General features: G+C 72.5%; 23 protein-coding genes and 1 tRNA gene. 13 read left to right on the top strand and 11 right to left on the bottom strand.

Annotation, left to right across the window (positions count from 1 at the left end; genetic code table 11):
- Nucleotides 1-54: 54 nt before the first annotated feature.
- From OG490_RS33475 to OG490_RS33455, 5 genes are all read right to left on the bottom strand, one after another.
- On the bottom strand, nucleotides 55-534 hold the full coding sequence (locus OG490_RS33475) for a carboxymuconolactone decarboxylase family protein (RefSeq protein WP_330300020.1): 480 nt from the start codon (nucleotides 532-534) through the stop codon (nucleotides 55-57).
- Complete coding sequence (locus OG490_RS33470) at nucleotides 531-1,613, bottom strand: NAD(P)H-dependent amine dehydrogenase family protein (protein WP_330300019.1); 1,083 nt, start codon at nucleotides 1,611-1,613, stop codon at nucleotides 531-533. Before OG490_RS33470 ends, OG490_RS33475 begins: the two co-directional genes overlap by 4 nt.
- 65 nt (nucleotides 1,614-1,678) lie before the next feature.
- The gene (locus OG490_RS33465; protein ID WP_443065904.1) at nucleotides 1,679-1,864 is read right to left on the bottom strand and encodes a DUF6126 family protein; all 186 of its coding nucleotides are present in this window, start codon (nucleotides 1,862-1,864) and stop codon (nucleotides 1,679-1,681) included.
- Nucleotides 1,865-1,893: 29 nt separating this feature from the next.
- Complete coding sequence (locus tag OG490_RS33460) at nucleotides 1,894-2,574, bottom strand: helix-turn-helix domain-containing protein (RefSeq protein ID WP_330300018.1); 681 nt, start codon at nucleotides 2,572-2,574, stop codon at nucleotides 1,894-1,896.
- A 20-nt stretch (nucleotides 2,575-2,594) separates the two neighbouring features.
- A complete protein-coding gene (locus OG490_RS33455; protein ID WP_330300017.1) occupies nucleotides 2,595-4,154 on the bottom strand; it encodes an ATP-dependent DNA ligase in 1,560 nt (519 codons plus the stop codon).
- Between the two features lie 287 nt (nucleotides 4,155-4,441).
- Between OG490_RS33455 and OG490_RS33450 the strand changes: the two genes are divergently transcribed.
- From OG490_RS33450 to OG490_RS33440, 3 genes are all read left to right on the top strand, one after another.
- Nucleotides 4,442-7,204 carry an alpha/beta fold hydrolase gene (locus OG490_RS33450; protein WP_330300016.1) on the top strand — a complete coding sequence of 921 codons (2,763 nt, stop codon included), beginning with the start codon at nucleotides 4,442-4,444 and terminating at the stop codon, nucleotides 7,202-7,204.
- Nucleotides 7,201-8,100 (top strand): ABC transporter permease, encoded by a 900-nt coding sequence (locus OG490_RS33445; protein WP_330300015.1) that lies wholly within the window; start codon nucleotides 7,201-7,203, stop codon nucleotides 8,098-8,100. Before OG490_RS33450 ends, OG490_RS33445 begins: the two co-directional genes overlap by 4 nt.
- Before the next feature lie 145 nt (nucleotides 8,101-8,245).
- Entirely contained in the window at nucleotides 8,246-9,133 is an 888-nt protein-coding gene (locus tag OG490_RS33440; protein WP_330300014.1) for a carbonic anhydrase, read from the top strand.
- 6 nt (nucleotides 9,134-9,139) lie between these two features.
- Here OG490_RS33440 and OG490_RS33435 read toward each other — a convergent pair whose 3' ends face one another.
- Together OG490_RS33435 and OG490_RS33430 are read right to left on the bottom strand one after the other, a co-directional pair.
- Nucleotides 9,140-10,087: an aldo/keto reductase gene (locus tag OG490_RS33435; protein WP_330300013.1), complete on the bottom strand. Its 948-nt coding sequence runs from the start codon at nucleotides 10,085-10,087 to the stop codon at nucleotides 9,140-9,142.
- A 107-nt stretch (nucleotides 10,088-10,194) separates the two neighbouring features.
- A complete protein-coding gene (locus tag OG490_RS33430) occupies nucleotides 10,195-11,994 on the bottom strand; it encodes a glycoside hydrolase family 35 protein (RefSeq protein ID WP_330300012.1) in 1,800 nt (599 codons plus the stop codon).
- A 433-nt stretch (nucleotides 11,995-12,427) separates the two neighbouring features.
- On the opposite strand from OG490_RS33430, the gene OG490_RS33425 reads away from it, so the two are divergent.
- Complete coding sequence (locus tag OG490_RS33425; RefSeq protein WP_330301160.1) at nucleotides 12,428-13,420, top strand: hydroxyacid dehydrogenase; 993 nt, start codon at nucleotides 12,428-12,430, stop codon at nucleotides 13,418-13,420.
- A 22-nt stretch (nucleotides 13,421-13,442) separates the two neighbouring features.
- Here the strand turns inward: OG490_RS33425 and OG490_RS33420 are convergent, their stop codons facing one another.
- Both OG490_RS33420 and OG490_RS33415 read right to left on the bottom strand, forming a co-directional pair.
- The gene (locus OG490_RS33420) at nucleotides 13,443-14,240 is read right to left on the bottom strand and encodes a sugar phosphate isomerase/epimerase family protein (protein ID WP_330300011.1); all 798 of its coding nucleotides are present in this window, start codon (nucleotides 14,238-14,240) and stop codon (nucleotides 13,443-13,445) included.
- Nucleotides 14,237-15,319, bottom strand: coding sequence for a LacI family DNA-binding transcriptional regulator (locus tag OG490_RS33415; RefSeq protein ID WP_330300010.1), 1,083 nt, complete (start codon nucleotides 15,317-15,319; stop codon nucleotides 14,237-14,239). The genes OG490_RS33420 and OG490_RS33415 overlap by 4 nt, the downstream gene beginning before the upstream one ends.
- Before the next feature lie 171 nt (nucleotides 15,320-15,490).
- Between OG490_RS33415 and OG490_RS33410 the strand changes: the two genes are divergently transcribed.
- The 8 genes from OG490_RS33410 to OG490_RS33375 all read left to right on the top strand — a co-directional run bounded on the left by OG490_RS33410 (nucleotide 15,491) and on the right by OG490_RS33375 (nucleotide 24,145).
- Nucleotides 15,491-16,693 carry a Gfo/Idh/MocA family protein gene (locus OG490_RS33410; RefSeq protein WP_443066000.1) on the top strand — a complete coding sequence of 401 codons (1,203 nt, stop codon included), beginning with the start codon at nucleotides 15,491-15,493 and terminating at the stop codon, nucleotides 16,691-16,693.
- Complete coding sequence (locus tag OG490_RS33405) at nucleotides 16,690-17,847, top strand: dihydrodipicolinate synthase family protein (protein WP_330300008.1); 1,158 nt, start codon at nucleotides 16,690-16,692, stop codon at nucleotides 17,845-17,847. The genes OG490_RS33410 and OG490_RS33405 overlap by 4 nt, the downstream gene beginning before the upstream one ends.
- Nucleotides 17,844-18,683 (top strand): sugar phosphate isomerase/epimerase family protein, encoded by an 840-nt coding sequence (locus OG490_RS33400; RefSeq protein WP_330300007.1) that lies wholly within the window; start codon nucleotides 17,844-17,846, stop codon nucleotides 18,681-18,683. The genes OG490_RS33405 and OG490_RS33400 overlap by 4 nt, the downstream gene beginning before the upstream one ends.
- A gap of 94 nt (nucleotides 18,684-18,777) precedes the next feature.
- Entirely contained in the window at nucleotides 18,778-21,171 is a 2,394-nt protein-coding gene (locus tag OG490_RS33395; protein WP_330300006.1) for a polysaccharide lyase 8 family protein, read from the top strand.
- 61 nt (nucleotides 21,172-21,232) lie between these two features.
- On the top strand, nucleotides 21,233-22,888 hold the full coding sequence (locus OG490_RS33390) for a N,N-dimethylformamidase beta subunit family domain-containing protein (protein ID WP_330300005.1): 1,656 nt from the start codon (nucleotides 21,233-21,235) through the stop codon (nucleotides 22,886-22,888).
- Between the two features lie 147 nt (nucleotides 22,889-23,035).
- A complete protein-coding gene (locus OG490_RS33385) occupies nucleotides 23,036-23,422 on the top strand; it encodes a VOC family protein (protein ID WP_330300004.1) in 387 nt (128 codons plus the stop codon).
- Complete coding sequence (locus OG490_RS33380) at nucleotides 23,419-23,658, top strand: hypothetical protein (protein WP_330300003.1); 240 nt, start codon at nucleotides 23,419-23,421, stop codon at nucleotides 23,656-23,658. The genes OG490_RS33385 and OG490_RS33380 overlap by 4 nt, the downstream gene beginning before the upstream one ends.
- A 145-nt stretch (nucleotides 23,659-23,803) precedes the next feature.
- Entirely contained in the window at nucleotides 23,804-24,145 is a 342-nt protein-coding gene (locus OG490_RS33375; protein WP_330300002.1) for a HopJ type III effector protein, read from the top strand.
- A 130-nt stretch (nucleotides 24,146-24,275) separates the two neighbouring features.
- On the opposite strand, the gene OG490_RS33370 is transcribed toward OG490_RS33375, so the two are convergent.
- Both OG490_RS33370 and OG490_RS33365 read right to left on the bottom strand, forming a co-directional pair.
- A tRNA-Trp gene (locus tag OG490_RS33370) sits at nucleotides 24,276-24,349 on the bottom strand.
- Nucleotides 24,350-24,414: 65 nt separating this feature from the next.
- Nucleotides 24,415-25,149, bottom strand: a complete 735-nt coding sequence (locus OG490_RS33365) for an ankyrin repeat domain-containing protein (protein WP_330300001.1) — start codon at nucleotides 25,147-25,149, stop codon at nucleotides 24,415-24,417.
- 244 nt (nucleotides 25,150-25,393) lie between these two features.
- Here OG490_RS33365 and OG490_RS33360 point away from each other — a divergent pair, with 244 nt between their 5' ends.
- A complete protein-coding gene (locus OG490_RS33360) occupies nucleotides 25,394-25,741 on the top strand; it encodes a CU044_2847 family protein (protein WP_330300000.1) in 348 nt (115 codons plus the stop codon).
- Nucleotides 25,742-25,743 lie beyond the last annotated feature (2 nt).

Genomic DNA, 25,743 nt, shown 5'->3' with positions numbered 1-25,743 from the left:
GTCGGATTCACCGACGGCCCCGGACCCGTGTGCCCCGCGTTCCCGCTCCGCGGTTCAGTGGCCCGGCAGGATGCACACGCTGTCGAGGCCGAGCACGTGGTTGAGCCGGCCGAAGGCCAGCCAGGACCCGATGCTCATCGTCAGTTCCACGATCTCGACCTGGCTGTAGAGCGCCGTCATCCGCTCCCAGAACTCCTCGTCCAGGCCGTGGTGGTCGAGGCAGTACCGCTCGGCGTACTCCGCCGCCAGCCGGGTGCGCTCGTCGAAGCGGTCGGTCGTGCGCCACTCGGTGACGGCCTCGGGGAACTCGTCCTCGACCTTCTCCCCGTCCCGGTCCGTGCGCCAGTCCAGGCAGAAGATGCACCCGTTGATCTGCGCCACGCGCAGCCGGGCCGCCTCGAACTCGCGCAGCCCCAGGGTGGTGTGGGCGTACACCGACAGCGAGAAGTTGGCCGCGGCCATCCCGATGCCGGGTACCAGGTCGCCCCATACGTACTCGATGGGGTGCTGGCCTTCGGGTACGTCGATCCTCATGGGTGTTTCCTTCCGAGTTTGCCGATGGCGGGGCGCAGCGGGATGTCGAGGGCGTCGTAGAGCCCCGGTTCGGCCTCCACCAGCCAGTCGATGGCGCCGACGAGACGGCCGACGGCGGTGGCGTTGCCGCCCGCGGAACGGTTCTCGCCCTCGTCCGTGGCCTCGATGGTGACCTCGATGTGCGGACGGCCCTCGATGACGACCCGGTGGGCTCCGTCCCCACCGTCGGGCGGGGACGGCCAGTCGGGCGCGCAGGAGGCGTGGATGCGGGTGACGTGCTCGATGACGATGCGGGGTTCGCCCTCGACGATGCCCTGCACTTCGAAGCGGATGGCGCCCTGCGTGCCGGCCTCGAATTCGCCCATCGTCCGTGTGGTGACGGTGGTGTCGAGGGCGCGGCGGTCCACCGTCTCGCGGATGTCGTCGAGTTCGACGCCCAGGGCGCGGGCCATCATCCGTATCTGACCGCCCCACACCATGGTCGGGATGGACGGCATCAGCATCATCGGTTCGAAGTCCATGGGCTGGCCCATGCCGACGAGGAGGCGGACCGAGTCCGGCTGGTCGTAGGTGGAGTAGTCGAATATCTCCTGGCAGCGGATGACGTCGACCCGGGTGCCGAGTCCGCTGAGCAGGAGCGGGAGCACGTCGTTGCCCCAGCCGGGGTCGACGCCGGAGGCGAAGAGCGAGCCGCCGCCCTCCGCGACCGCGGCGGTCACCGGATCGAGGAACTCCGGCGGTGCGTTGCGGTAGTCGTAGAGCGGATAGAGGGCGGGGCTGACGACGACGGCCCCGGAGCGGATCGCCCGGGCGATGTCGTCGAGGGCGTCATCGGGGCGGATGTCGCCCGACGCCGCGTAGAAGACGGCCTGCGGGCGGGCGGCGAGCACCGCCTCGATGTCGTCGGTGGCCGCGACACCGACCTCGTAGTCGAGTTCGCCGAGTTCACCGGCGTCCCGGCCGACCTTCTCGGGATTGTGGACGATGACGGCGGCCAGTTTCAGCGCCGGATGGGCCTCTACGGCACGGATGGCCAAACGGCCGACGTTGCCGGTACCCCAGACAACCGTGGAAATCATGCGCGGAGGGTAACTTCAAGACTTGCAGGTTCCTAGAGCCGCGAACGGAAACTTCGCACCCGTCCTCACTGGCGTTGGGCGCCCAGGACGAAGAGCAAGTAGACGAAGAAGGCGAAGAGATGGCCTACGAACAAGTAGGCAACGAGCCGGATGACCAGACCGCGCGGGAACTTCGACTCGATGCGCCGCATCACGGTCGGCGTCTGCTCCGCATTGGGCTGCTGTTCTGTCTCGGACACGGGCACGGGCACGGGTACGGCTCCTTCGGCTGTCGGGTCGACTACTGGTGGCGCGTGGTGCTGGTGGAGGTGGTTCCTCCCAGGCACAGACCGGCGAGGCTGCTCTGCAGCAGGGTGTGGACGAACAGCAGATCGGCTCCGGCGGACGAGGCCGCGCCGATCCGGTGCGCGGTGAGCGAGTCGAAGTGCGCGCTGTCCCCCGGCTCCAGCAGGTGCTCGCTCTCCCCGAGGTGCAGCCGCAGCCGCCCCTTCAGCACGTACAGCCACTCCTCCCCGGGATGTACGCGGACCAGCTCGCCCTGGCTGCGCCCGTGGGGCACGTGCACGCGCAGCGCCTGCATCCCGCGGCCGGAGCCGCCGGCCTGCCAGTACGTCCAGCCGTCGGCCTCGCGGGCGCCGGGGCCGCCGGCCCGTACGATGGGATCGGCCACGGCCGGGGTCTCCCCCAGCAGCTCCGAGACCGTCGTACCGTAGGTGCGGGCGAGACCGAGCAGCAGCGGCAGCGAGGGCTGGCGCCGGCCGGTCTCCAGTCGTGACAGGTGGGCGGGCGAGAGCCGGGCCCGCGCGGCGGCGGCCTCCAGGGTGAGTCCGGCGCGGCGGCGGAGTTCGCGCAGCTGTGGGGCCACGGTGGGCAGCTCGGGGCCGTCGACGGCGGCGCTCGCGCCGGTGTCGTCGGCGAGGTCGGCCGCGTCTTCGGGGCCGGGGGCAGGACCGGTTGTCATGCCCCGATTGAGTCAGATTCTTACCCCTCTGGCAATCCGCGTTGCCTCTGAGGCAAATCACCGAGCACCGTCTCCACCGTGTCCGCGTCCTGCGCGCGCTTGTCGGGACGGTGCCGCAGGACCCGGGCGAAGCGCAGGGCCACCCCGGCCGGGTAGCGCGGGGAGCGCTGCAGACCGTCGTAGGCGATCTCCACGACCAGTTCGGGACGGACCCGGACGGTGAAGCCGTCGTCCTCGACGGCGAGCTCGCCGAGCCGCTCCGTCTGCCAGCGCAGCATCTCGTCGGTGAGTCCTTTGAAGGTCTTGCCGAGCATGGCGTAGCTGCCGTCGGCCGCCCGTGCACCCAGGTGCAGGTTGGACAGGAGCCCGGTGCGGCGGCCGTGGCCCCGTTCGACGGCGAGCACCACGAGGTCCAGGGTGTGCACCGGTTTCACCTTGAGCCAGTGTTTGCCGCGGCGGCCGGCCGCGTAGGCGGAGTCGAGGGCCTTGACCATCACCCCCTCATGACCCCGGCGCAGGGTTTCGGCCCCGAACTCCTCCGCGTCGGCGAGCCCCACCGCCGGATCCTCGACCACGAGGCGGCGCACCCGGGACCCCTCGGGCACCAGGGCGGCCAGGACCTCGTAGCGCTCGCGCACCGGCAGGTCGAGGAGTACGTCCGCACCCGCCGCCAGGACGTCGAAGAAGAAGGCGTCGACCGGAAGGGTCCGCCGGGCGGCCTCGACGTCGACCCGCGAGCCGACCCGGCTCGCCACCTCCTGGAACGGCACCGGCCGACCATCGGCCCCCGGCCGCCCGATGACCTCCCCGTCCAGGATGAACCGCTCGCCCGGCAGCGACCGGGCCAGCTCGGCCACCTCCGGCAACCGGTCGGTGATCTCGTCGAGGGAACGCGTGTACACCCGTACCTCGTCCCCCTCGCGGTGGACCTGCACCCGGATCCCGTCGAGCTTCTCCTCCACCGCGCACGGCCCGAGCGCGGCCAGCGCCTCGGCCACCGACTTGGCGGTGTTCGCCAGCATCGGCTGTACGGGGTGCCCCACGCGCAGGGTCACCCCGCGCAGGGCCGCCGCCCCGTCGGCCAGGACCGCCGCCGCCACCCGGGGCAGGGAGCCGTCGAGCATCGCGGCCCGCCGCAGCTCGGCGGCCGGCACTCCGGCCGCGGCGGCCACGCCCTCCAGGGCCACGGCGTCCAGTGCGCCCTGGCGGACCTCGCCGGAGAGCAGGCTGCGCAGGAACCGCTGTTCCGGCTCGGTGGCGGCGCCGAGCAGGCCGTCCAGGATCCGGAGGCGCTCAGCCTGCGCACCGGTCCCGGCGACGGCGGCGAGCCGCGTCACCTCGGCGTCCACGGCGGACACGGTCAAGGTGGGCTCGGCGGCGGGCTCCGTCTCGCGGGCCAGCGCACGCCAGCCGATCCCCGGACGCCCTTGCGGGAGCCGTCCGGCGAGGTACGAGACCACGAGCGCGGCCTCCCGCGGGGGCGCGGCGGCGAAGACCCCGGCGAGCAGTTCGGTCTTCCGGGACCGGGCGGAGGTCTCGGCGACCTCCCGGGACACGCGCGCGACCTCGGCCAGCAGCATGCGGCCATCCTCCCGCCGGTCGACGCGCAGCGCAGGTCGGCGGGTCGGCGGGTCGGCGGGTCGGGCTGAACCTCGGGTCGCGCCGAACGGTGGGTCACGGCGGGCGGCGGGGGCGCCGTTCGGCGGGACGCGCAGGGCGACGGGGCCCGCCGCTCGGCGTACTCCGCGGGCGTCGCCGCGTGTACCGCAGGCGCGGTACGGACGCCGGGTGAAGTAGTCCTTGAGAACGTCGGCAGTTCAGCCTGCGGGAGCGCGGGCCGGGCGGACCCGGCGATTAGGGTTCCCGTATGAAGCTCCGACTGCCCCGGCGCCGCCGAAGCCGCCTGCTCGCGGGCGCCGCCGCGCTCGCCGTCGTCGTGGGGGCGGGCACGCTGACCGCCACGGCCGCGGCCGGCGAAGACCCGGCCGTGCACCGTGAGGACCGGGTGCTCGACATGCCCGGCGCCGGAATCGACATCTCGTACTTCACCTCCGGCGACCGGGGCGGTCAGGGGCAAGGCGGCGGGGCGAAACGTCCCGCCGTCCTCCTCGCGCACGGCTTCGGCGGCAGCAAGGAGGACGTCCGGCCGCAGGCCGAACGGCTCGCCCGCGACGGTTACGCGGTCCTGACCTGGTCGGCGCGTGGGTTCGGCCGCTCCGGCGGCAGGATCGGGCTGAACGACCCCGACTACGAGGTCAAGGACGTCTCCCGGCTGATCGACTGGATCGCGGCCCGGCCCGGGGTCCGGCTCGACGCGGCCGGCGATCCGCGGGTCGGCATCGCGGGCGGCTCATACGGCGGGGCGATCTCCCTCCTCGCGGCCGGTCACGACCCGCGCGTGGACGCCATCGCCCCCTCCATCACCTACTGGAACCTCGCGGACTCCCTCTTCCCGAACGACGTCTTCAAGAAGCTCTGGGCGGGCCTCTTCTTCACCACCGGCTCCGCCGGCGGGCTCCAGCCCGGAGCCTCCACCGGAAACGGCGCCCCGGCCGCGACCGGAGCTCCCGCCGCGAACGGCGCCCCGGCCTCGGCGCAGGGGTGCGGACGCTTCCAGCCCGAACTGTGCGCCATGTACGAGCGGGTCGCGGTGGCCGGCAAGCCCGATCCGGAAGCCCGAGCGCTCCTGGAGCGGCGGAGCCCCTCCGCCGTCGGCTCCGCGATCAAGGTCCCGACCCTGATCACACAGGGCCAGGACGATTCCCTCTTCCCCCTGGACCAGGCCGACGCCATGGCCAGGGCCATCGCCGCCAATGGGGCTCCCGTCTCCGTGGACTGGGCTGCGGGCGGCCACGACGGCGGCATGCGCGAGGCGGACCGCGTCGAGGGCCGGGTGAAGACCTGGTTCGACCGCTACCTCAAGGAAGACCCCTCCGTGGACACCGGCCCCGTCTTCCGGGTCTCCCGCTCCGGCGGCATCGACTCCACCGACGGCGAGGTCCAACTCCGCGGGGCGACCGGCCCCACCTACCCCGGACTGCTGTCCGGCCCGCGCGAGTTCGCCCTGGCCGGCCGCGAGCAGAGCTTCGGGAATCCGGCGGGCGGGGCCCCGCCCGCGCTGTCCGCGCTCCCGGGCATCGGCGGACAGCTCGCCGCTCTCGGAGGCGGGCTCTCGCTCGACTTCCCCGGGCAGAACGCCCGGTTCGAATCGGAGCCGCTGACCGACGAGGTGCGGATCACCGGGACCCCGACTGTCACCCTAAAGGTGAGGTCGACGGCTGCGGACGGTTCGGCCGTCCTGTTCGGCAAGGTCTACGACGTCGGACCCGACGGCCGCCAGCAGGTGCTGCCCAGTCAGCTGGTGGCCCCGGTCCGGGTGGAGAACGCGCAGCAGGACCGGACCGTCGAGCTGCGGCTGCCCGCGATCGACCACGCTTTCGCGGCGGGACACCGGCTGCGGCTCGTCGTCGCCGCCACCGACCTGGGCTACGCCACCCCGGCCGCGCCCGCCACCTACACCGTCTCGGCGCAGGGGCCGCTGGCCGTGCCCGTCGCGGAAGGGGTGCGTACGGCGTCTTCGGGGCTGCCCGCGTGGACCTGGGGGATGCCGCTCGGGGCGCTGCTGCTGGCCGCGGGGCTGGTGGGGATCCGCAGGTCCGGCCGGGGGCGGGGCGGGATCCGGGCGGGCGCACCGCAGCCCGAACCGGAGCTGGCCGACGTACCACTGGAGATCACGGGGCTGACCAAGCGCTATGCCAAGGCGCAGGACCGCTACGCCGTACGGGACTTGTCCTTCCGGGTCGAGAAGGGCCAGGTGCTCGGCCTGCTCGGGCCCAACGGCGCGGGCAAGACCACGACCCTGCGGATGCTGATGGGCCTGATCACCCCGGACGCCGGGGAGATCCGGGTGTTCGGGCACGCGGTACGGGCCGGCGCGCCGGTGCTGTCGCGGGTCGGGGCGTTCGTGGAGGGCGCCGGCTTCCTGCCGCACCTGACCGGACGCGCCAACCTGGAGCTGTACTGGCAGGCCACTGGCCGCCCCGCCGAGGACTCGCACATGGAGGAGGCCCTGGAGATCGCCGGGCTCGGCGACGCCCTGGAGCGCGCGGTACGCACGTACTCGCAGGGCATGCGCCAGCGCCTCGCGATCGCGCAGGCCATGCTCGGGATGCCCGACCTGCTGATCCTCGACGAGCCGACGAACGGTCTGGACCCGCCGCAGATCCGCGAGATGCGCGACGTGATGATCCGCTACGCGGCGGCCGGGCGGACGGTCATCGTCTCCAGCCACCTGCTGTCGGAGGTGGAGCAGTCCTGTACACACCTGGTGGTCATGGACCGCGGCCGCCTCGTACAGGCGGGCGAGGTCGCCGAGATCACCGGCGGCGGGGACACCCTGCTGGTGACCCTGGCCGGGCCGGTGGACGAGGCGACGGTCGGCAAGCTGGCCGCGCTGGAGGGAGTGGAATCCGTGGACCGCGCCGAAGACGGGCTGCTCGTACGGCTGGACGGCGCGAGCGCCGCCGAGCTGATCACCGAACTCGTACGGCTGGAGGTGCCGGTGTCCGGAGTGGGACCGCACCGAAGGCTCGAGGACGCCTTCCTCACCCTCATCGGAGGTGCGGCATGAGCGCCGTGACGGATGCCCCGGACCGCGTCGGGGGTGCTGAGGTGACCGAGGTGGCCCCCGGCTACCGGGCGAGCCGTACGCTGCCGCTGCGCGTGGAGGCGCTGCGGCAGTGGCGACGGCGGCGGACGCTGGTGATGGCCGGAATCCTCGCCGCACTGCCGTTCGTCCTGATGATCGCCTTCGCGGTGGGCGGCGGACCGGGCAGCCGGAGCGGCGGCAACGGCCGGATCACCCTCATCGACACGGCGACGGCCTCGGGCGCGAACTTCGCGGCCACCTGCCTGTTCGTCTCGGCCGGGTTCCTGCTGGTGGTGCCGGTGGCGCTGTTCTGCGGGGACACGGTGGCCTCCGAGGCCAGCTGGTCCTCGCTGCGCTACCTGCTGGCCTCGCCCGTGCCCAGGGCCCGGCTGCTGTGGAGCAAGCTGGTGGTGGCGCTGGGGTTCAGCCTGGCGGCGATGGTGCTGCTGCCGGTGGTGGCGCTGGCGGCGGGCACGGCGGCGTACGGGTGGGGGCCGCTGAAGCTCCCGACGGGCGGCGCCCTGGCGGCCGGGGACACCGTGGGGCGCCTCGCGATCGCCGTCGCGTTCATCTTCGTGTCCCAGCTGGTCACGGCCGGGCTGGCGTTCTGGCTGTCGACCCGGACGGACGCGCCGCTGGGCGCGGTGGGCGGGGCCGTCGGTCTGACGATCGTCGGCAATGTGCTGGACGCGGTGACGGCCCTGGGGTCCTGGCGGGAGTTCCTGCCGGCGCACTGGCAGTTCGCGTGGGCCGACGCCCTGCAGCCGCAGCTGGAGTGGGGTGGAATGATCAAGGGTGCGGCGGTGTCGGTGTCGTACGCGCTGGTGCTGTTCGCGCTGGCGTTCCGCGGGTTCGCGCGCAAGGACATCGTGTCCTGAGCCCCCGGCCAGGGCGCCCCCGCCATCGGCCGTCCGTGGCACAGGCGCCCGCGCCCGCGTGAGCCTGCCACGGCTCCTCCCCTCCCGGGCTGAACAATCGCCACGGCCAGGAAGCCGCCGCGAGCAGCACCGAGGGGTAGACCCGATGGACAGAGCAGAACTTCCGCCGCGCAGGTTCGTGCTGACCGGGGGCCTCGCCGCCGCGGTGGCCGCCGCGACCGCGCTCTCGGGGTGCTCGGCGAAGAGCGCCCCGAAGGCGACGACTGCCGCACCGGAACCGCGGCCCAGCACTCCGCAGGCCGCGTACGCCCGGCTGATGGAGGGCAACAAGCGCTGGGTCAGCGGCAGCCTCAAGCACCCCGACCGGGATCCGGACCGGCGCCGGCTGGTGGCGCAGGCCCAGGATCCCTACGGCGTGATCCTGGCGTGCATCGACTCCCGGGTACCGCCCGAGCTGCTCTTCGACACCGGGCTCGGCGACCTGTTCGTGCTGCGCACGGGCGGGCAGGCGGTCGGCCCGGTCGTCACCGGGTCGGTCGAGTTCGGGCCGGTGACGGCGGGCACCCCGCTGATCCTCGTCCTCGGGCACCAGCGCTGCGGAGCCATCGACGCGTCGTACCAAGCGCTGCGGGACGGCAATACGCTGCCCGGCAACCTGCAGGCGATCTCCAAGGCCCTGGAGCCCGCCTACGCGGCGACCGTCAAGAACCCGGGCACCGATCCAGTCGACACCATGATCCGCCATCAGATCAAGCTGACGGCGGACGAGCTGCGGGCCAACGCGGACCTGGCACCCCTGGTGAAGAAGGGCTCCGTGGCCGTGGTCGGCGCCTACTACTCGCTGGACACCGGCCTGGTGGAGGTCCTGACCGGCGCTCCTACGGGCACCGCGTACGCGAGCCCGTCCGCGAGCGCTTCGCCCAGCCCTTCGGAGACCTCCTCGGCCAGCCCGTCGCCCAGCGCTTCGCCGAGCGACTCGGCGAGCCCTTCGCAGTCCGCTTCCGAAGCCCCCGAAGGGCAACCGACCCCGTAGGGCAGGTCACCCCGCGGCCCCCGCTATGGCGTCGACCTCGGCCAGCAGTTCGGCGTCGAGCGGCCGGTCGGCGACGGCCGCGTTGGCGCGCACCTGCTCGGCGGAGGTGGCTCCCGCGATGACGGAGGAGCAGCCGGGCTGGGCGCCGAGCCAGCCGATGGCGAGTTCCAGGACGGTGCGGCCGTGCTTCTCGGCGAGCGCGGCCAGTGCCTCCACGATGTCGAGGCGCGCCTCGGTGAGGTAGGCGTCGCGGCCTTCGAGCCGGGAGCCGGCCGGCACGGGGGCGCCCCGGCGGATCTTGCCCGTCAGCAGGCCGTTGGCGAGCGGGAAGTACGGCAGGACGCCGACGCCGTAGTGCAGGGCGGCCGGGACGAGCTCGCGCTCCGCCGACCGCTGGAGCAGCGACCATTCGTTCTGGGCGGAGACGAAGGGAGTGGCGCCGGTCTCGCGGGCCACGTGGGCGGCTTCGGCGAGCTGCCAGCCGGAGAGGTTGGAGTGTCCGATGTAGCGGATCTTGCCTTCGGCGACGAGTTCGGTGAGCGCGGCGAGGGTCTCGCCGATGGCGACGGCCGGGTCGGGGCTGTGCAGCTGGTAGAGGTCGATGTGGTCGGTCTGCAGGCGGCGCAGGGACTCCTCGACGGCACGCCGGATGTAGGCGCGGCCGCCACGGGAGCCGGCGGCGGCCCCGTATCCCATGTCCATGGAGTGGTAGCCGAACTTGGTGGCGAGGACCACCTGGTCGCGGCGGCCCTTGAGGACCTCGCCGAGCTGGGTTTCGGAGCCTCCGAGGCCCCCGTAGATGTCGGCCGTGTCGAGGAGGGTGATGCCGGCGTCGAGCGCGGCGTCCACGACCCCGCGGGTGGCCCGGACGTCGAGGCGGCCGCCGAAGTTGTTGCAGCCGAGCCCGATCGCGGACACCTGAAGACCTGAATTGCCCAGGGGGAGATAGCGCATGCTCTTCGTTCCTCCGTGCTCGTCCGGCAGATGATCAACCAAGTCGCCAGTCTAGGCCGAGAGGTTGGGGCCGGGCATGCGCCTGTGGACAACCTCTGACCGGGATCTCAGTAGTCGATGTCGACGACCGTGGGACGGCCGAGGTCGGGCTGGTCGCGCAGCGGCAGCTCGGTTCCGGGCTGCTCCAGTTCGAGGAGGACGATCTCGTTGGCACCGGCCCGCCAGAGCGGGGCGGGGGCGTACAGGGCGCGCTGCGGGCCGCGCGGAGTGTCGTAGTGGCCCAGGAGGAAGCCGTTGAGCCAGACCAGGCCGGTGCCCCAGCCGGCCAGGTCGAGGAAGCCGTCGGCGGGCGGCTCGGTGAGCGAATGGGTGAACCGGTGGAAGGCGGGCCTGCCCGGCTCGGCTCCGTCCTCCGACCACCGCAGGGCGCCGGGACCTGCCGTGTCGGAGAGCGGCAGTGGCCGTATCTCCCACTCGAAGAGGTGCTGGTGGCCGTGGCGCACGGCGCGCGAGATGCCCTTGCGGTCGTCGATCAGGGGGCCGTAGTTGACCCGGCCCTGGGCCCGGACGAGGAGGTCGAGGACGACTCCGTCCTCGCCGACGGGCAGGTCGAGGCCCTCGTCGGGGGCGTTGCGGTCGAGGACGCCGAGCGGCACGCCGTCCGCGAATACGTACGCGCGGTCGCCGAGCCCGTCGATCCTGACGGGCATGGCGGGGCGGGGCCCGGTGATCGTGGTGCGGTAGTGGATCAGACCGTGGTCCTGGCCGAGCTTCTCCATGGGCTCGGGGGCCGGACGCAGGACCGGGTCCCCGGCGAGGACGTCCAGGTGGACGAGGAGCGGTGCCACTCCCCCGGGGACGGCACGGGCGGTTGTCATCCGGGGCAGCGGCGCGGGCAGCGGGCCTTCGGGCAGCGGCAGGTACTTGCCGATGACCTCGCGGAACGCGTGGAACTTTTCCGTCAGTTCACCCGCCTCGCCGATGGGGGAGTCGTAGTCGTAGCTGGTGACGGTGGGCTGGTAGCCGGGGTCGCCGGGGCGGGAGCCGGAGTGGTTGGCGCCGGCCCAGTAGCCGAAGTTGGTGCCGCCGTGGGCCATGTAGAGGTTGACGGAGGCGCCAGTGGCCAGGAGTTCGTCGAGCGACCGCGCCGCCTCTTCGGCCGGGCGTACGTGGTGCTCCTCGCCCCAGTGGTCGAACCAGCCGATCCAGAACTCCATCGCGGTGAGCGGCCCGGTCCGCTGGTAGCGGCGCAGGTGGGCGAGGCGCTCGGCGGGCTTGGCGCCGAAGGTGGCGGTGGCGAGCCTGCCGGGGAGCATGCCGCCCTGCAGCATGGCGTCTTCGGGTCCGTCCGCGGTGAACAGCAAGCAGTCGACGCCGCGTTCGACGAGTCCGCGCTCGACGTGCGCGCGGTAGCGGGCGTCGTTGCCGTAGGAGCCGTACTCGTTCTCGATCTGTACGGCGACGACGGGGCCGCCGCGGCTCGCGAGGTGGGGCAGCAGTTCGGGGACGACCAGGTCGAACCAGCCGTCCACCTCGGCCTCGAAGCGGGGGTCGGAGCAGCGCAGGCGCAGGCCGTCGACGGCGAGCAGACGGGCGGGCAGGCCGCCGAAGTCCCATTCGGCGCAGATGTACGGGCCGGGCCGGACGATGGCGTCGAGGCCGAGGTCCTGGGCGATCGCCAAGAACCGGCCGAGGTCGCGCCAGCCGGTGAAGTCGGCCTTGCCGGGGGCGGTCTCGTGGAAGTTCCAGGGGACGTAGGTGTCCACGGTGTTGACGCCCAGGGCGCGCAGCCGGGTGAGGCGGTCCTCCCACAGGTCGGGATGGACCCGGAAGTAGTGCAGGGCCCCCGACACGATGCGGTGGGGGCGCTCTGCGCGCCGGAAGCCGTCCTGGTCGTGCGTGAGCATGCGCTGACTCCCGGGAGAGGTCGAGACGGTGCCGCGGGGTGCGGGTACGTGGCCGAATATATGAACGCGCGGTCCGCGCCGTCAATGACCGGATGATCGAAGTCAATCGATTCGATCATTTTGATTTCCCGCGGCGAACCAGGGCTCGCGGCGATGTCATCATAGGGCGAGATCCGGCCGAGGCGCGGGCCGAGGCCGGACGGACGAACTGGACTGATTGTTTCGATCGACTTGCACGTTCACTCTTGACGGCATGGTTGTTCGCACAAAGGATGGACCTCTCACGAACAGCCCCGGAGCCGCCTCTTTGGGGAGCGGCGGCCCCGGGGCCCTCGTCGTCGGATCTCACCGCAGGAGCCGTCAAGTGACCCACCCCGTCTCCCCGTCCGGTTCGGCCGCCGTCCCGCCGCACCGCCCCGCCACCGTGCTCGCCATGAGCCCCGGCACCCGGGCCGCCGTTCTCAGCGGCCGGGTCCTGCCGGAGCTGGCGAGGGTCGCCGACCTCGACCCCGATCTGCTCCTCACCGACTTCGGGTCCGCCTTCGCCGAGGACGCCTTCGCCCGGCGGCTGGCCAAAGCCGAGGTGCTGTTCACCGGCTGGGGGTGCCCGCCGCTGGACGCGGACGCGCTGGAGCGGATGCCGAGCCTGCGGGCCGTCGTCCACGCCGCCGGAAGCGTCAAGAGCCATGTCACCCCGGCCTGCTGGGAACGCGGGCTGCTCGTCTCCAGCGCCGCCGCCGCGAACGCCCTGCCGGTCGCCGAGTACACGCTCGCCGCCATCCTCTTCGCCAACAAGCGCGTCCTGGAATCCGCGCACGCCTACGGGGCGGCCCGCGGCCCCATCGACCTGCTGCGCCGCTACCCCTCCATCGGCAACTACCGGCGCACGGTCGGCCTGGTCGGAGCCTCGCTCATCGGCCGGCGCGTACTGGAGCTGCTGCGCCCCTTCGACCTGCGGGTGCTCGTGAACGACCCGTACGCCGACCCCGCCGAGCTCGCGGCCCTGGGCGCCGAAGCCGTCCCCCTCGACGAACTGCTGCGCCGCAGTGACGTGGTGAGCCTGCACGCTCCCGCGCTGCCGGAGACCCGCCACCTGCTGGACGCTTCACGGCTGGCCCTGATGCCCGACGGCGCGACCCTGGTGAACACCGCGCGCGGCTCGCTCGTCGACACCGCGGCACTGACCGGGGAACTGGTCTCGGGCCGGCTGCACGCCGTACTGGACCACACCGAGCCGGAGGTCCTCCCCGCCGTCTCCCCCCTGTACAACCTGCCGAACGTCCTGCTGACCCCGCACGTGGCAGGGTCGCTCGGCGGCGAACTGGACCGCCTGGCGGCAACGGCGGTGGACGAACTGGAGCGCTACGCCCTGGGCCTCGGCTTCCGTCACCCCGTCGACCCGTCCCGCCTCGGCCAGTCGGCCTGAAGTCCCCGACCGCGCCCGGCCTTCAGCCTTCACTGCGGGCCTGGCCGGCCAGCCCCTCCAGGTACGCCCGGCCCCGCGCGAGCTGCCCCGGCAGTTCGGCGGCGTCGGGGTACCAGCGCTTCTCGTACTCCCAGCAGAGCCACCCGTCCTGCGGTACGAGGGCCACGGCCTCGGCGAGCGGCAGTGCGCCCGCACCGAGCCCCAGCGGGGTCGGCTCGTGCGCCGATGCCACGTCCTTGACCTGTACGTAGCCCAGGTGCGCGGCCAGGGCGCGGTGCGACTCGGCGGGCGATTCGCCGCCGAGCCAGGTGTGGAGCACGTCCCACAGTGCGCCGGCGGCCGGATGCCCGACCCGGTCGAGCACCCGGGCCGTCGCGTTCGCGGTGCGGTGCGAGTCGTGGGTCTCCAGCAGGATCCGCACCCCGTGCCGCTCGGCGAAGGGCGCGGCGGCCCGGAGGCGGCGGACCGCGTGGGCATCGGCTTGCTCCGCGGGCAGTTCACCGCCGCCGGGGAAGACCCGTACGCAGCGGGCTTCGAGGTCTGCGGCGAGCCGGACCAGGGCGTGGATCTCCGCGAGGACCGGCTCGTCGGGGCCGGGGGCGGCCACCCTGGCGTACCCGGCGACCCCGAGGACGGCGACGCCCGCGGCGGTCAGGGTCCGCAGGCCCGCCGCACGGTCGGCAGCGGAGCTGCCGGGGTGCAGCGGCTCCTCGGGGTGGGCGCGCAGTTCGAGCCCCTGGTACCCGTGGTCCGCGGCGAGAGCGGCGCTCCGCTCCAGGGTGGCGCCGGGCAGGCCGAGGGTGGAGAAGGCGTACTTCACGGGCGGCTCCCCGGGGTGGCGGCGGGCGGCGGCGCGGTGGAGCCGCGCACCATCAGCTCCGCCGGGAGCGTGGTGATGCCGCCGGGGGGCAGTGGTCTGAGGCCGGTGACGAACTGGGCGGCGAGAACTCCCGCCTCCCGCAGCGGCACCCGGACCGTGGTGAGGGCGGGCGCGGTGTCCACGCAGACGGGCAGGTCGTCGAAGCCCGCGATGGAGACGTCCTCGGGTATCCGCAGCCCCGCCTCGCGCAGGGCCGCGGACACTCCGGTGGCCACGGTGTCGTTGGCCGCGGCGACGGCGGTGAAGGGGGCTCCCCGGCGCAGCAGTTCGCGGGTGGCGTCGTATCCGGCGGAACGCTCGAATCCGGCGTGCACGGTGAGGTGTGCGCAGCGCTCGGGCAGCTCGGGGTCGTGGTGGCGCAGGGCGTCCTGGTGTCCCGCGAGCCGCTCCCGGGTGGTGCTCAGTCCGGGCGGTCCCGCGATGTAGGCGATGTGGCGGTGACCGAGGCTCAGCAGGTGCTCGGCGAGCCGGAAGGCGCCGCCCCGGTCGTCGAACATGACGGTGGCGACGGGGAGTCCGGCGGGCATGGGCAGCGGGGGACGTCCGCACAGGACCACCGGGGCGCCGCCGGCGGCCATCCGGGCGAGGCGGGCGGCGAGGGCCCGGGTGTGCTCCGGTTCCTCGACGGCTCCGCCGGTCAGGACGACCCCGCCGGCCCGCTGTCCCTCGAGGAGCGCGAGGTAGGCGAGCTCGGCGGCCGGCGCTCCCTCGGTGTTGCAGACGACGGCGAGGCGTCGAGTCCCGCCCTGGCCGCCGGGGGCCAGGGCGCGCTGGACCGACCCGGCGAGGATGCCGAAGAAGCTGTCGGCGATGTCGTGGACGAGGACGCCGACGAGGTCGGAGGTGGCGGCGGCGAGGGCCCGCGCGGGGCCGTTGGCGATGTAGCCGAGGTCCTCGACCGCTTGCTCCACCCGGGTCCTGGTGGCACCGGCCACCGGATAGCCGCCGTTCAGCACGCGCGAGACCGTGGCGGGCGATACGCCCGCCTGCGCCGCGACTTCGGCGAGTGTCACCGCCATCAGACCCCTCCTCGCGCTCTCTTCCGGCCGACCCGTCCGCGTCCGGTCCGTTCCGGTCCGTCCGGGCTCATCGTCTCATCCGGTGTGTGGATCTCCATTCTCGCCGATGAAGAAAGCGCTTTCTATCACTCGTTCGAGTCTTGCACTGCCGCGCCGTTCGACCCTAGCCTGATGCGAGTGAAAGCGCTTTCTATCGCTTCTACCGCACAACGAGGGGACACCGTGGAGCGCAGGACCATCAAGATCGCAATGAACGGCGTCACCGGGCGGATGGGATACCGCCAGCACCTGGTCCGCTCGTTGCTCGCACTGCGCGAACAGGGCGGGCTCGACCTCGGCGACGGCACGGTGCTCTGGCCGGAGCCGGTGCTGGTCGGCCGCCGCGAGGCGGCCCTGCGGGCCATCGCCGAGCGCCACGGCCTGGAGCACGTGTCCACGGACCTGGCGGCCGTGCTGGCCGATCCCGAGGTCGAGATCTACTTCGACGCGCAGGTCACCGGGGCCCGAGAGGCGGCGGTACGGCAGGCCGTGGCGGCGGGCAAGCACGTGTACTGCGAGAAACCCACCGCCCTGACCTTCGAGTCCTCGCTCGAGCTCGCCAGACTGGCCGAGGCCGCCGGGATCAAACACGGGGTGGTGCAGGACAAGCTGTTCCTGCCGGGCCTGCTCAAGCTCAGGCGCCTCATCGAAGGCGGCTTCTTCGGCGAGATCCTCTCCGTGCGCGGGGAGTTCGGCTACTGGGTCTTCGAGGGCGACTGGCAGCCCGCCCAGCGGCCGTCGTGGAACTACCGGACACAGGACGGCGGCGGCATCGTCGCCGACATGTTCCCGCACTGGGAGTACCTGATGCACGAGCTGTTCGGCCGGGTCCGCACCGTGCAGGCGCTGACACGCACCCACATCGGCCGCCGCTGGGACGAGGAGGGCAAGCCGTACGAGGCCACGGCCGACGACGCGGCGTACGGGATCTTCGAGCTGGAAGGCGGGGCGGTCGCTCAGATCAACTCCTCCTGGGCGGTCCGCGTCAACCGCGACGAGCTGGTGGAGTTCCAGGTGGACGGAACCCACGGCTCGGCGGTGGCCGGGCTGCGCGGCTGCCGGATCCAGCACCGCGCGGCGACGCCGAAGCCAGTGTGGAACCCGGACCTGCCGCTGACCGAGCGGTTCCGCGACCAGTGGCAGGAGGTACCGGACAACAGCCCCGCCGACAACGGCTTCAAGGCCCAGTGGGAGCTGTTCCTGCGCCACGTCGTCCTGGACGAACCCTGGCAGTGGGACCTGCTGGCCGGGGCCCGCGGGGTACAGCTCGCCGACCTCGGGCTGCGCTCCGCCGCCGAGGGCAGGCGGCTCGCGGTGCCGGAGGTGACCCTGTGAGCATCCGGCTCCCTTCCGCGGACGGCGGGCTGCGCCTGCACGTTCCGCTCACCCCTCCCCTGGCCCCGCTGAGCTGCGGACCGGCCCGCAGCCGCACCTTCTATTCCGCCGCGCACGTGGTCGCCGATCCGCTCCGGGCCTGCGCCGACGGGCCGCCCGCGATCGACTGGGAGACCACGCTCGCCTTCCGCCGCCGCCTGTGGGATCAGGGCCTCGGGGTCGCCGAGGCCATGGACACCGCGCAGCGCGGGATGGGCATGGACTGGCCGGCCGCGGCAGAGCTGGTCCGCCGGTCCGCCGCCGAGGCCCGCGCGGTGGGCGGCCGGATCGTGTGCGGTGCGGGCACCGACCAGCTGGCCCCGGACACGGAGCATTCCCTGGCCGCCGTCACCGCGGCGTACGAGGAGCAGCTCGCGCATGTCGAGGAGTCCGGGGCGGGGTCGGTGCTGATGGCCTCGCGGGCCCTGGCCGCGGCGGCGCGGGGCCCGGAGGACTATCTCGCGGTCTACGGTGCGCTGCTGCGCCAGAGCGCCCGGCCGGTCGTCCTGCACTGGCTGGGGCCGATGTTCGACCCGGCGTTGGAGGGGTACTGGGGACACGCCGGTCTCGACGAGGCCACGGACGTCTTCCTGAAGATCGTCTCGGAGCACCCGGAGAAGGTCGACGGGATCAAGGTCTCGCTGCTCGACGCGGGACGTGAGGTGGACATCCGGCGTCGGCTGCCTGCGGGCGTGCGCTGCTACACGGGCGACGACTACCACTATCCGGAACTGATCGCCGGAGACGGGGAACTGGCCAGCGACGCCCTCCTCGGGATCTTCGATCCGATCGCCCCGATCGCGGCGCGGGCGGCGCACGCACTCGACCGGGACGATGCCGCGGGGTTCCGCGAACTGCTGGATCCGACGGTGGAGCTGTCGCGCCACCTGTTCGCTCCGCCCACCCGGTACTACAAGACGGGGGTGGTGTTCCTCGCCTGGCTCGCGGGACATCAGGAGCACTTCGCGATGGTGGGCGGTCTGCACTCGGCCCGCTCGCTCCTCCACCTCGGAAAAGCGTACGAACTGGCGGACGGCCTGGGCCTGTTCCCGGACCCGGAGCTCGCCGAGGCGCGAATGCGGCAGCTGCTCTCCCTGCACGGGGTGGCGTCGTGAGCCGGGCACCGGCTCCGGCCCGGTTCAGCCTGAACCAGGAGACGATCCGCCAGTGGTCGCTGCCAGAACTGGTCGCCGGGTGCACGGCGGCGGGGGTCGGCGCGGTCGGGCTGTGGCGCGATCCGGTACAGCGGTTCGGGGTGCGGGAGACGGCGAAGCTGGTGGCCGGGTCCGGGCTGCGGGTCAGCTCCCTGTGCCGGGGCGGCTTCTTCACCGCCGCCGACCCGGCCGGGCGCGCGGCCGCCCTGGAAGACAACCGCCGAGCTGTGGAAGAGGCCGCCGAGCTGGGCGCCGACGCACTGGTCCTGGTGTCGGGCGGGCTGCCGGCCGCGGACCGGGACCTGGCGGGGGCCCGGCGGCGGATCGCGGACATCCTCGGCGAACTGGCCCCGTACGCGGCCGCGCACGGGGTACGCCTGGGGATCGAGCCGCTGCATCCGATGTACGCGGCGGACCGCTGCGTGGTCTCCACGCTCGGTCAGGCCCTGGACATCGCGGAGCAGTTCCCGGTGGAGCAGGTGGGGGTGGTGATCGACTCGTACCACCTCTGGTGGGACGAGCGGCTCCCCGCCGAGGTACGGCGGGCCGGTGAGGGCGGGCGGATCGTCTCCGTCCAGGTCGCCGACTGGGTGACCCCGCTGCCGGAAGGCGTGCTGCTCGGCCGGGGACAGCTGGGTGACGGCTCGATCAATCTGCGGGCCTTCCGGGAGCTGACCGACGCGGCCGGGTACCGGGGTCCGGTGGAGGTCGAGATCTTCCATCCGGGCCTGTGGGCCCGGGAGGGCGCGGAGGTCCTGCGGGAGGTGATCGAGCGCTACCGCGAGCACGTCGCGTGAAGCGTGACGCATGAGGCATGAGGCATGAGGCATGAGACACGGGTGAATCAGCGGGGTCGAGTGGTCGGAAGCGTTTCAGTCAAAGGAGACTGCGATGGCAGATGTGTGGAACCGCCGTGCCTTCCTCGCGGCGGCGGGTGCCGGTGTGGTGCTGCTCGGTACGCCCGCCTTCCAGGCGGTCGCGGGGACGGTGACCTCGGTCCACGAGGCCATGCGAACGGTCTGGAAGGGCCTGATCCTGGGTTCACGGTTCTCCCCGACCGCGGAGCCGTTCCGTACCCGGTTGGCGGCCCTGGGCACGCAGGCCGGCCAGTGGCAGGCCTCCATGGCTCCGACCAGCGGTTCGCTCTGGCCCGACCAGGTCTTCACCACCGACCCCGAGTGGATGGCGCAGAGCTACTACCGGCTGCGGACGATGGCAGAGGCCCACGTCCGTCCCGGCACCGGGCTCACGGGGGACCCCGGGCTGCTGACGGCCCTGCTGACCGGGTTGGACCACATGCACGCGCAGGTCTACAACGCCTCCCGGACGCGGTACGGAAACTGGTGGTGCTGGCAGATCGGAGCCCCGCAGGCCCTGCTCGACATCTGCGTACTGCTCCACGACCGGCTGCCGGCGGCCCGGCTCGCCGACTACTGCGCGGCGGTGGACCATTTCGTGCCGGACTCGGTGGTCGCCTCGTACTCCGGGACCAGTACGGGCGCGAACCGGGTGGACCTGTGCCGGGTGCTGGCGCTGCGCGGGGTGGTCGCCGGGGAGGACGCGAAGATCGCGCTGGCCCGGGACGCCCTGTCCCCGGTCTTCCCGTTCGTCACCACCGGCGACGGGCTCTATCGGGACGGCTCCTTCATCCAGCATTCCTACGTCGCCTACACCGGTTCGTACGGATCGGTGATGCTCGGCGGACTGGGCATGCTGTTCGGCCTGTTGAAGGGGACGGCGTGGGAGGTCACCGATCCCGGTTCGCAGATCGTCTTCGACGCGGTGGAGCACGCGTGGGCGCCGTTCCTGTTCAACGGGCTGATGATGGACGCGGTCTCGGGGCGGGCCCCGAGCCGGGGCGTCCAGGTGGCGGATCCCCTCCAGGTGCAGATGGACGACCACACGCGCGGCCACGCCGTACTCGCCGCGATCCTGCTGCTCTCCGAGGGTGCGAGCAGTGCCGAACGGGCCCGCTGGCGGGCCCTGGTCAAGGGCTGGGCGGCGCGGGACTACTACAGCGCACCGCTGTCGGACACCACCCAGACCCTGTCGGCCCTGGCCCGGATCTCGGAGGTCTCGGCGGACGCGTCGGTCACGGCCGCGGCAGAGCCGGTGGCGCACCGGCTGTTCCCGTCGATGGACCGGGCCACGCACCGGCGGCCCGCCTGGGCGGCCTCCCTGTCCATGGCCTCGAAGCGGATCACCCACTACGAAACGGGCAACGGCGAGAACCTGCGCGGCTGGCACACCGGCAGCGGCATGCTCTGCTGGTGGGGGTCCGGCTACGGCAACGGGCAGTACTCGGACGCCTTCTGGCCCACGGTGGATCCGTACCGGCTGCCCGGGATCACCGCCTCGCGCAAGGCACTGGCCGACGGGGCGGGCGGGGACTGGGGGGCCTCCCGGCCGGACGTCACGTGGGTGGGCGGCACCACGGACGGAGAGTTCGCCTCGGTGGGCCAGCACCTGAAAGGGCTGGGGAGCACGCTCACGGCGCGCAAGTCGTGGTTCTTCCTCGACGACACGGTGGTGTGTCTGGGCGCCGGGATCAGTGCCTCGGACGGCACCGCGGTCGACTCGGTCATCGACAACCGGAATCTGGGCGCGGCCGGTGCCCACGCCCTGACCGTCGGCGGCGCGCTCCAGCCGACCACCCCGGGGTGGACCGCCTCCTTCTCCGGACCCGGCTGGGCGCACCTGGCGGGGTTCGGCGGGTACGTGATGTCGGGCTCCGGTACTTTCCGGGCGCTGCGGGAGGCCCGTACCGGCAAGTGGAGCGATATCAACCGGAGCGCTTCCACCGCGCCCCTGACCCGGCGCTACCTGACCCTCTGGTACGACCACGGGACGGATCCGACCGACGCCGGCTACGTCCACCAGTTGCTGCCCGGTGCCTCCGCCGCCCAGACTTCGGCGCGGGCCGCGGCGGCCGGATGGCTGACCGTGCTCGCCAACGGCCCGGCCGCCCAGGGTGTGTCGGTCGGCTCGCTGGGCTTCACCGGGGTCAACTTCTGGCAGGCCGCGACGGTGGGCCCGCTGCAGGCGAGCGCGCCCTGTTCGGTGACGGTGCGAGAGCGGGGCGATGGCACGGCCGTGGTCTGCGTCTCGGATCCGACCCGCACGCTGACGGCCCTGACCGTGGTCTGGAACCGGCCCGTGGCCCAAGTGCTCTCGCGGGCGGCGAGCGTGGTCGCGGCGACCGGCGGGACCGGGCTGCGCATCGACTTCGGCAGCCTGACCTCGCTGGAGGGAGCCTCCCAGGAGGTGGTGGTGCGGCTGGGCTGATCCCGGGGACCCGCGCGGGGCGGTAAAAACTTAGGCCACAGGGTGACATAACGTGCCCTGTATGGATCAGGAGCACATAACCGGGGACGGCGCGGGCCGCGAGGACCGCGAAGGCACCGGCGCCGGCAGACGGCGGTTTCTCGTCATGGCGACGGGGGCGGCGGCCACCGCCGCCGGGCTGGCCGCCACAGCCGGCTGCGCGAACACGGACGCCGCGAACACGGGAGGGGCGGACGGAGCAGGCCCCGGCAAGGGCCCCAAGCCGTCCGGTTCGCCCGACAAGGACGGGTCCCACGGCTTCGACGTCAAAGCGGAGAACGCCCGTCCGGGGAACGCCGACTGGCAGGTGACCAAGGCCGGACCGGCGCGGGCCATCGAGGGCTTCGCCGACAAGGTGAGCGTCCTGCCCGGCGAGTCCTTCGGCCTGCACGTCTCCACCACCGCACCCCGCTTCACCGTCTCCGCCTACCGCATGGGCTGGTACGGCGGGGCCCGCGCCCGCCTGGTCTGGCGGTCCGAGGCCCTGCCCGGGGCGCGCCAGCCCGACCACACGGTGGATGCGGCGACCCGTATGGTCCGCACCCGGTGGACCCGTAGCGCCACCGTCGAGACCAAGGACTGGCCCGAGGGCTGCTACCTGCTGCGGCTGGACGCGCAGGGCGGCGAGGGCCAGCGCTTCGTCCCCGTCACCGTGCGCTCGGCCGCCACGACCGGACGCACCGTCATGGTCAACGCGGTGGCGACCTGGCAGGCGTACAACCGCTGGGGAGGCTACGGCAGCTACGACGGCCCCTCCGGGGGCTATGCCTCGCGCTCGCTGGCGGTCTCCTTCGACCGGCCGTACGAGTACGACGACGGCGCGGGCCTGTTCCTCGTCTACGAGGCTCCGCTGCTCGCGCTCGCCGAGCGACTCGGCATGCCCCTGGCGTACACGACGACCACCGACGTGGCCCGGGAGAAGCGGTTGCTGGAGGGGGCTTCGGCCGTGCTCTCGCTCGGACACGACGAGTACTGGTCGCCGGAACAGCGCGCGCACTTCACGGCCGCCCGGGACGCCGGCACCAACATCGCGATCCTCGGGGCCAACTGCTGCTTCCGCCGGATCCGGCTGGAGGCGTCCGATCTCGGACCGGACCGCACGCTGGTCTGCTACAAGTCCTCCTACGAGCAGGATCCCGGCTTCAAACGCGGTCACCCCGCCACCGTCGACTTCCGCTCCGCGCCCGGGGCCGACCCCGAGAGTTCGCTGCTCGGCGTGATCTACGACGGCTACCCGGTGGACGCCCCGTACGTGGTGACCAATCCGGGCCACTGGCTCTTCGAGGGCACGGGCGCAAAGGCGGGCGACACGTTCGCGCACCTGGTCGGCGTGGAGTACGACAAGGTCAACACCGGCTTCCCCACCCCTCGCCCGATCGAGATCCTGGCCCACTCCCCCGTGGTCTGCGAGGGCCGCCCCAGCCACCAGGACACGGCGTACTACACCGTGCCGAGCGGCGCCGGGGTCTTCGCGACCGGCACCATGCGCTGGGTGGAGGCCCTGGACGCGACGGGCGACGGGCGCAGCGGAGCCAACCACGGTCTGGACGCTCGGTCGGGTGCACTGACGACGCGGGTGACGGAGAACCTGCTGCGGGTCTTCGCCGCCGGCCCCGCGGGCAGGACGCACCCGGCGCAGGACAACGTGAAGGCGGTGTACGGGGGTTCGGGCTCTTGAGGCCCGAGGTCCTCGCCGTCGGTCAGTCCGAATGCACTGGACTCCGCCCGTAAGGGGTGTTTAGGATCATGTCGCGGCATCGCGTGTCGGTCACCGGCTGGGTGAGGCATGGAGGTGCCGAGACATGCCTTTCGGAGGCATTCACCCATGGCGATTCAGCTCAACCACACGATCATCCACTCCCGTGACAACCGGGAGTCGGCCGAGTTCCTGGCGTACTTCCTCGGCCTGGAGGTCGGAGCCCCCTGGGGCCCGTTCATCCCCGTCGACACCGCCAACGGCGTCACCCTGGACTTCGCGACCATCCCGGCCGAGTCCATCACCGCCCAGCACTACGCGTTCCTCGTCTCCGAGGCCGAGTTCGACGAGGCCTTCGAGAAGATCAAGCGAGCGAAGATCACCTACTGGGCCGATCCGCACGGCCGGCTGCCCGGCGAGATCAACCACAACGACGGCGGCCGGGGCGTGTACTTCCAGGACCCTTCGGGACACGGGATGGAACTGATCACCCGCCCCTACGGGTACCAGGAATGAACCCGCCCGAGGTCGCTGCCAGGACCGCGGCCGAGGCGTACCGGGCCGGCCGCCGCGTCCTCGCCTTCAGGATCATCGAAGCGAGCACGAACAGCCGCAGCACCGGCGTCATGCCCGGCGTCGGGGAGCACATCGAAGCCATCGAAGCCCAGGGCTGGTACCTCGACAAGATGTCGGTCAAGGCCCTCGACGGCGAACGCACAGCGGTCATCTGTCTGTTCCGCCGACGCCAGTAGCCGGCACGGAACCGGCTCTCGTCGGATCACACAGACGCACATCGTGACCTGCGGAGATGCCGCTCGTTCCGAGTGGCCGCAAGGCGGTATTGTCGGCCGGTCACGGACGGCATTCGGACCGTCCGTCCAACCCAGGGGAACCACCATGACTGATCTCAGCTCGCTGCGGACAAGCCTTGCGTCAGGTGAGCACGAGTTCGCCGACACCTTGGCCTTCGTCGCCGCGCATTACGAGTATCAGCCGCAGGCGTTCCGCAACGGGGGCCTGGAAAACGCTGCGGGCGAGAACGAGGGCTCCTGCAAGACCCTGGGACTGGCCCTGCTGGAAGGGCTGAGCGACCAAGAGGCGCTGTGGGCCTTCGGTGAGCACTACCGCAGTGTGGTGGCGACGCCGAACGGCACCGATCACAGCAACATCCGCAACCTCATCGCCCACGGCCTGGAAGCGGTGAGCTTCGCCGGGCAACCGCTGGCCCGCAAGAGCTGACCGGCGAAATCCGGGCGATCCGCGGCGCCGCGGATCGGCCTGCGCCACAGCTCAAGAGAACCCCGGAAACACCTGTGGCCCAGGTCGGACGATCACTCGTCCGACCTGGGCCACAGGGCATTGCGCACAGCAGGGGTGACAGGAGTCGAACCTGCGACATTCGGTTTTGGAGACCGACGCTCTGACCAACTGAGCTACACCCCTTCGGCAGGACCAACCATGTCACGACGCGGGCGGAAGATCCAATCAATTCGGGGGCCGGCCGTGGATCAGTCGCGCGAAATCTCCTCGCGGGTCCGGGCGCCGGAAGACCGGAGCCACTCCAGGAGTGGCACGTCCTGGCCGGTCAGGGCGATGTCGAGCGGGGTCAGCTCGTCGTAGCCGATCCAGTTGATGTCCGCCCCTCGGGACAACAGGTACCGAGCCGTGGACAGTCGGCCCCCGTGGCACGCGCCCCAGAGGGCGCTGTCGAGCTCCTCCCGGCCCACCCCCGCGGCCACGAACTCCTCGACCCTGTCCAGCAGTCCGAGGGTGGCCGCGTCCTGGAGGGTGGGGCGGGCGCCGAGTTCGAGCAGTCGGCGGGCCGCCCTCCACTGGCCGAAGCCGGTCGCGTCGGCGAGCGGGGCTCCGCCGCCCAGGACGGCCCCGGGGGCCTCGATGTCGGCGCCCGATTCCACCAGTGCGTCGATCGCGGCCACGTCGTCGTTGCTCGCCGCCCAGTGCAGCGGGGTCTCGGGGTGCGAGCCGACGAACCCGGCTCCGGGAGCGGCCCCGGCGGCCACGAGGGTACGGATCACCTCGGCGGTGCGCGGGTGGTGGCCGGGCCAGTCCACGGCGATGTGCAGCAGGCTGCGCTCACCGGCGGCGGCGCCCCGCTTCACGATCCGGCCCGCGGCCAGCCCGGGGTGCGCGGCGAGCAGCCTGCGCAGTCCGTCGAGGTCGCCGCCCCGGATGGCGGCCGTGACGGCCACGGCCACGGGGTCCTCGGACTCGAGAGAGAGCATGCCGCCCAGGCTACGAGACCCGGACCGTCGCGGGGCAGGGACGTGGCGAGCCCGCCGGTGCGGCAGGTGGTGGCCCGGATGCGGTATGTGCCGGATTCGACGATGATCGAGAGGGGGCGTCGGCGCTTGCGCGGCCGATGAACCTCACGTCACCGCCACTGGCGCCGGGACGGCAAGCCCCCGCGGGGCGCCGTCGGCGCACTGGTCGTCAGCACCGCCGACGAGCACGATGAGTGGAGGGGCCATGACGTATCCGGCTCGGATTCCGTTGGACGGCGGGGGCTCCATCCTGGTGGAGGCTCCGGCCCAGGTGGACGGGCCGCTGAAGGCAGGTCGCGTCAGCGATGCCATTCATGACCTGCCGGGGAATCTGCAGGAGGCTTTGGGATCGGTCGCCGAGGCGGCGCGCACGACGCTCGACGAGCTGCGCAAGGCCGGCCCCGACGGGATCACGGTCGAGTTCGGCGTCGACCTTTCGGTCGCCGCCGGGGCCGTGATCACCAAGACCAGCGCCAACGGCCACTTGAGAGTGACCATGACGTGGAAGAAGGACAGCCCTGGCCGTCCCGGCGCGGACGGGCATTCGGGGTGATC

Origin of the sequence: Streptomyces sp. NBC_00503 (assembly GCF_036346895.1) — a bacterium.
Classification (GTDB): Bacteria; Actinomycetota; Actinomycetes; order Streptomycetales; family Streptomycetaceae; genus Streptomyces.
Note: the sequence above shows the minus strand (reverse complement) of the source record. Positions and strands in the feature narration are given on the sequence as shown.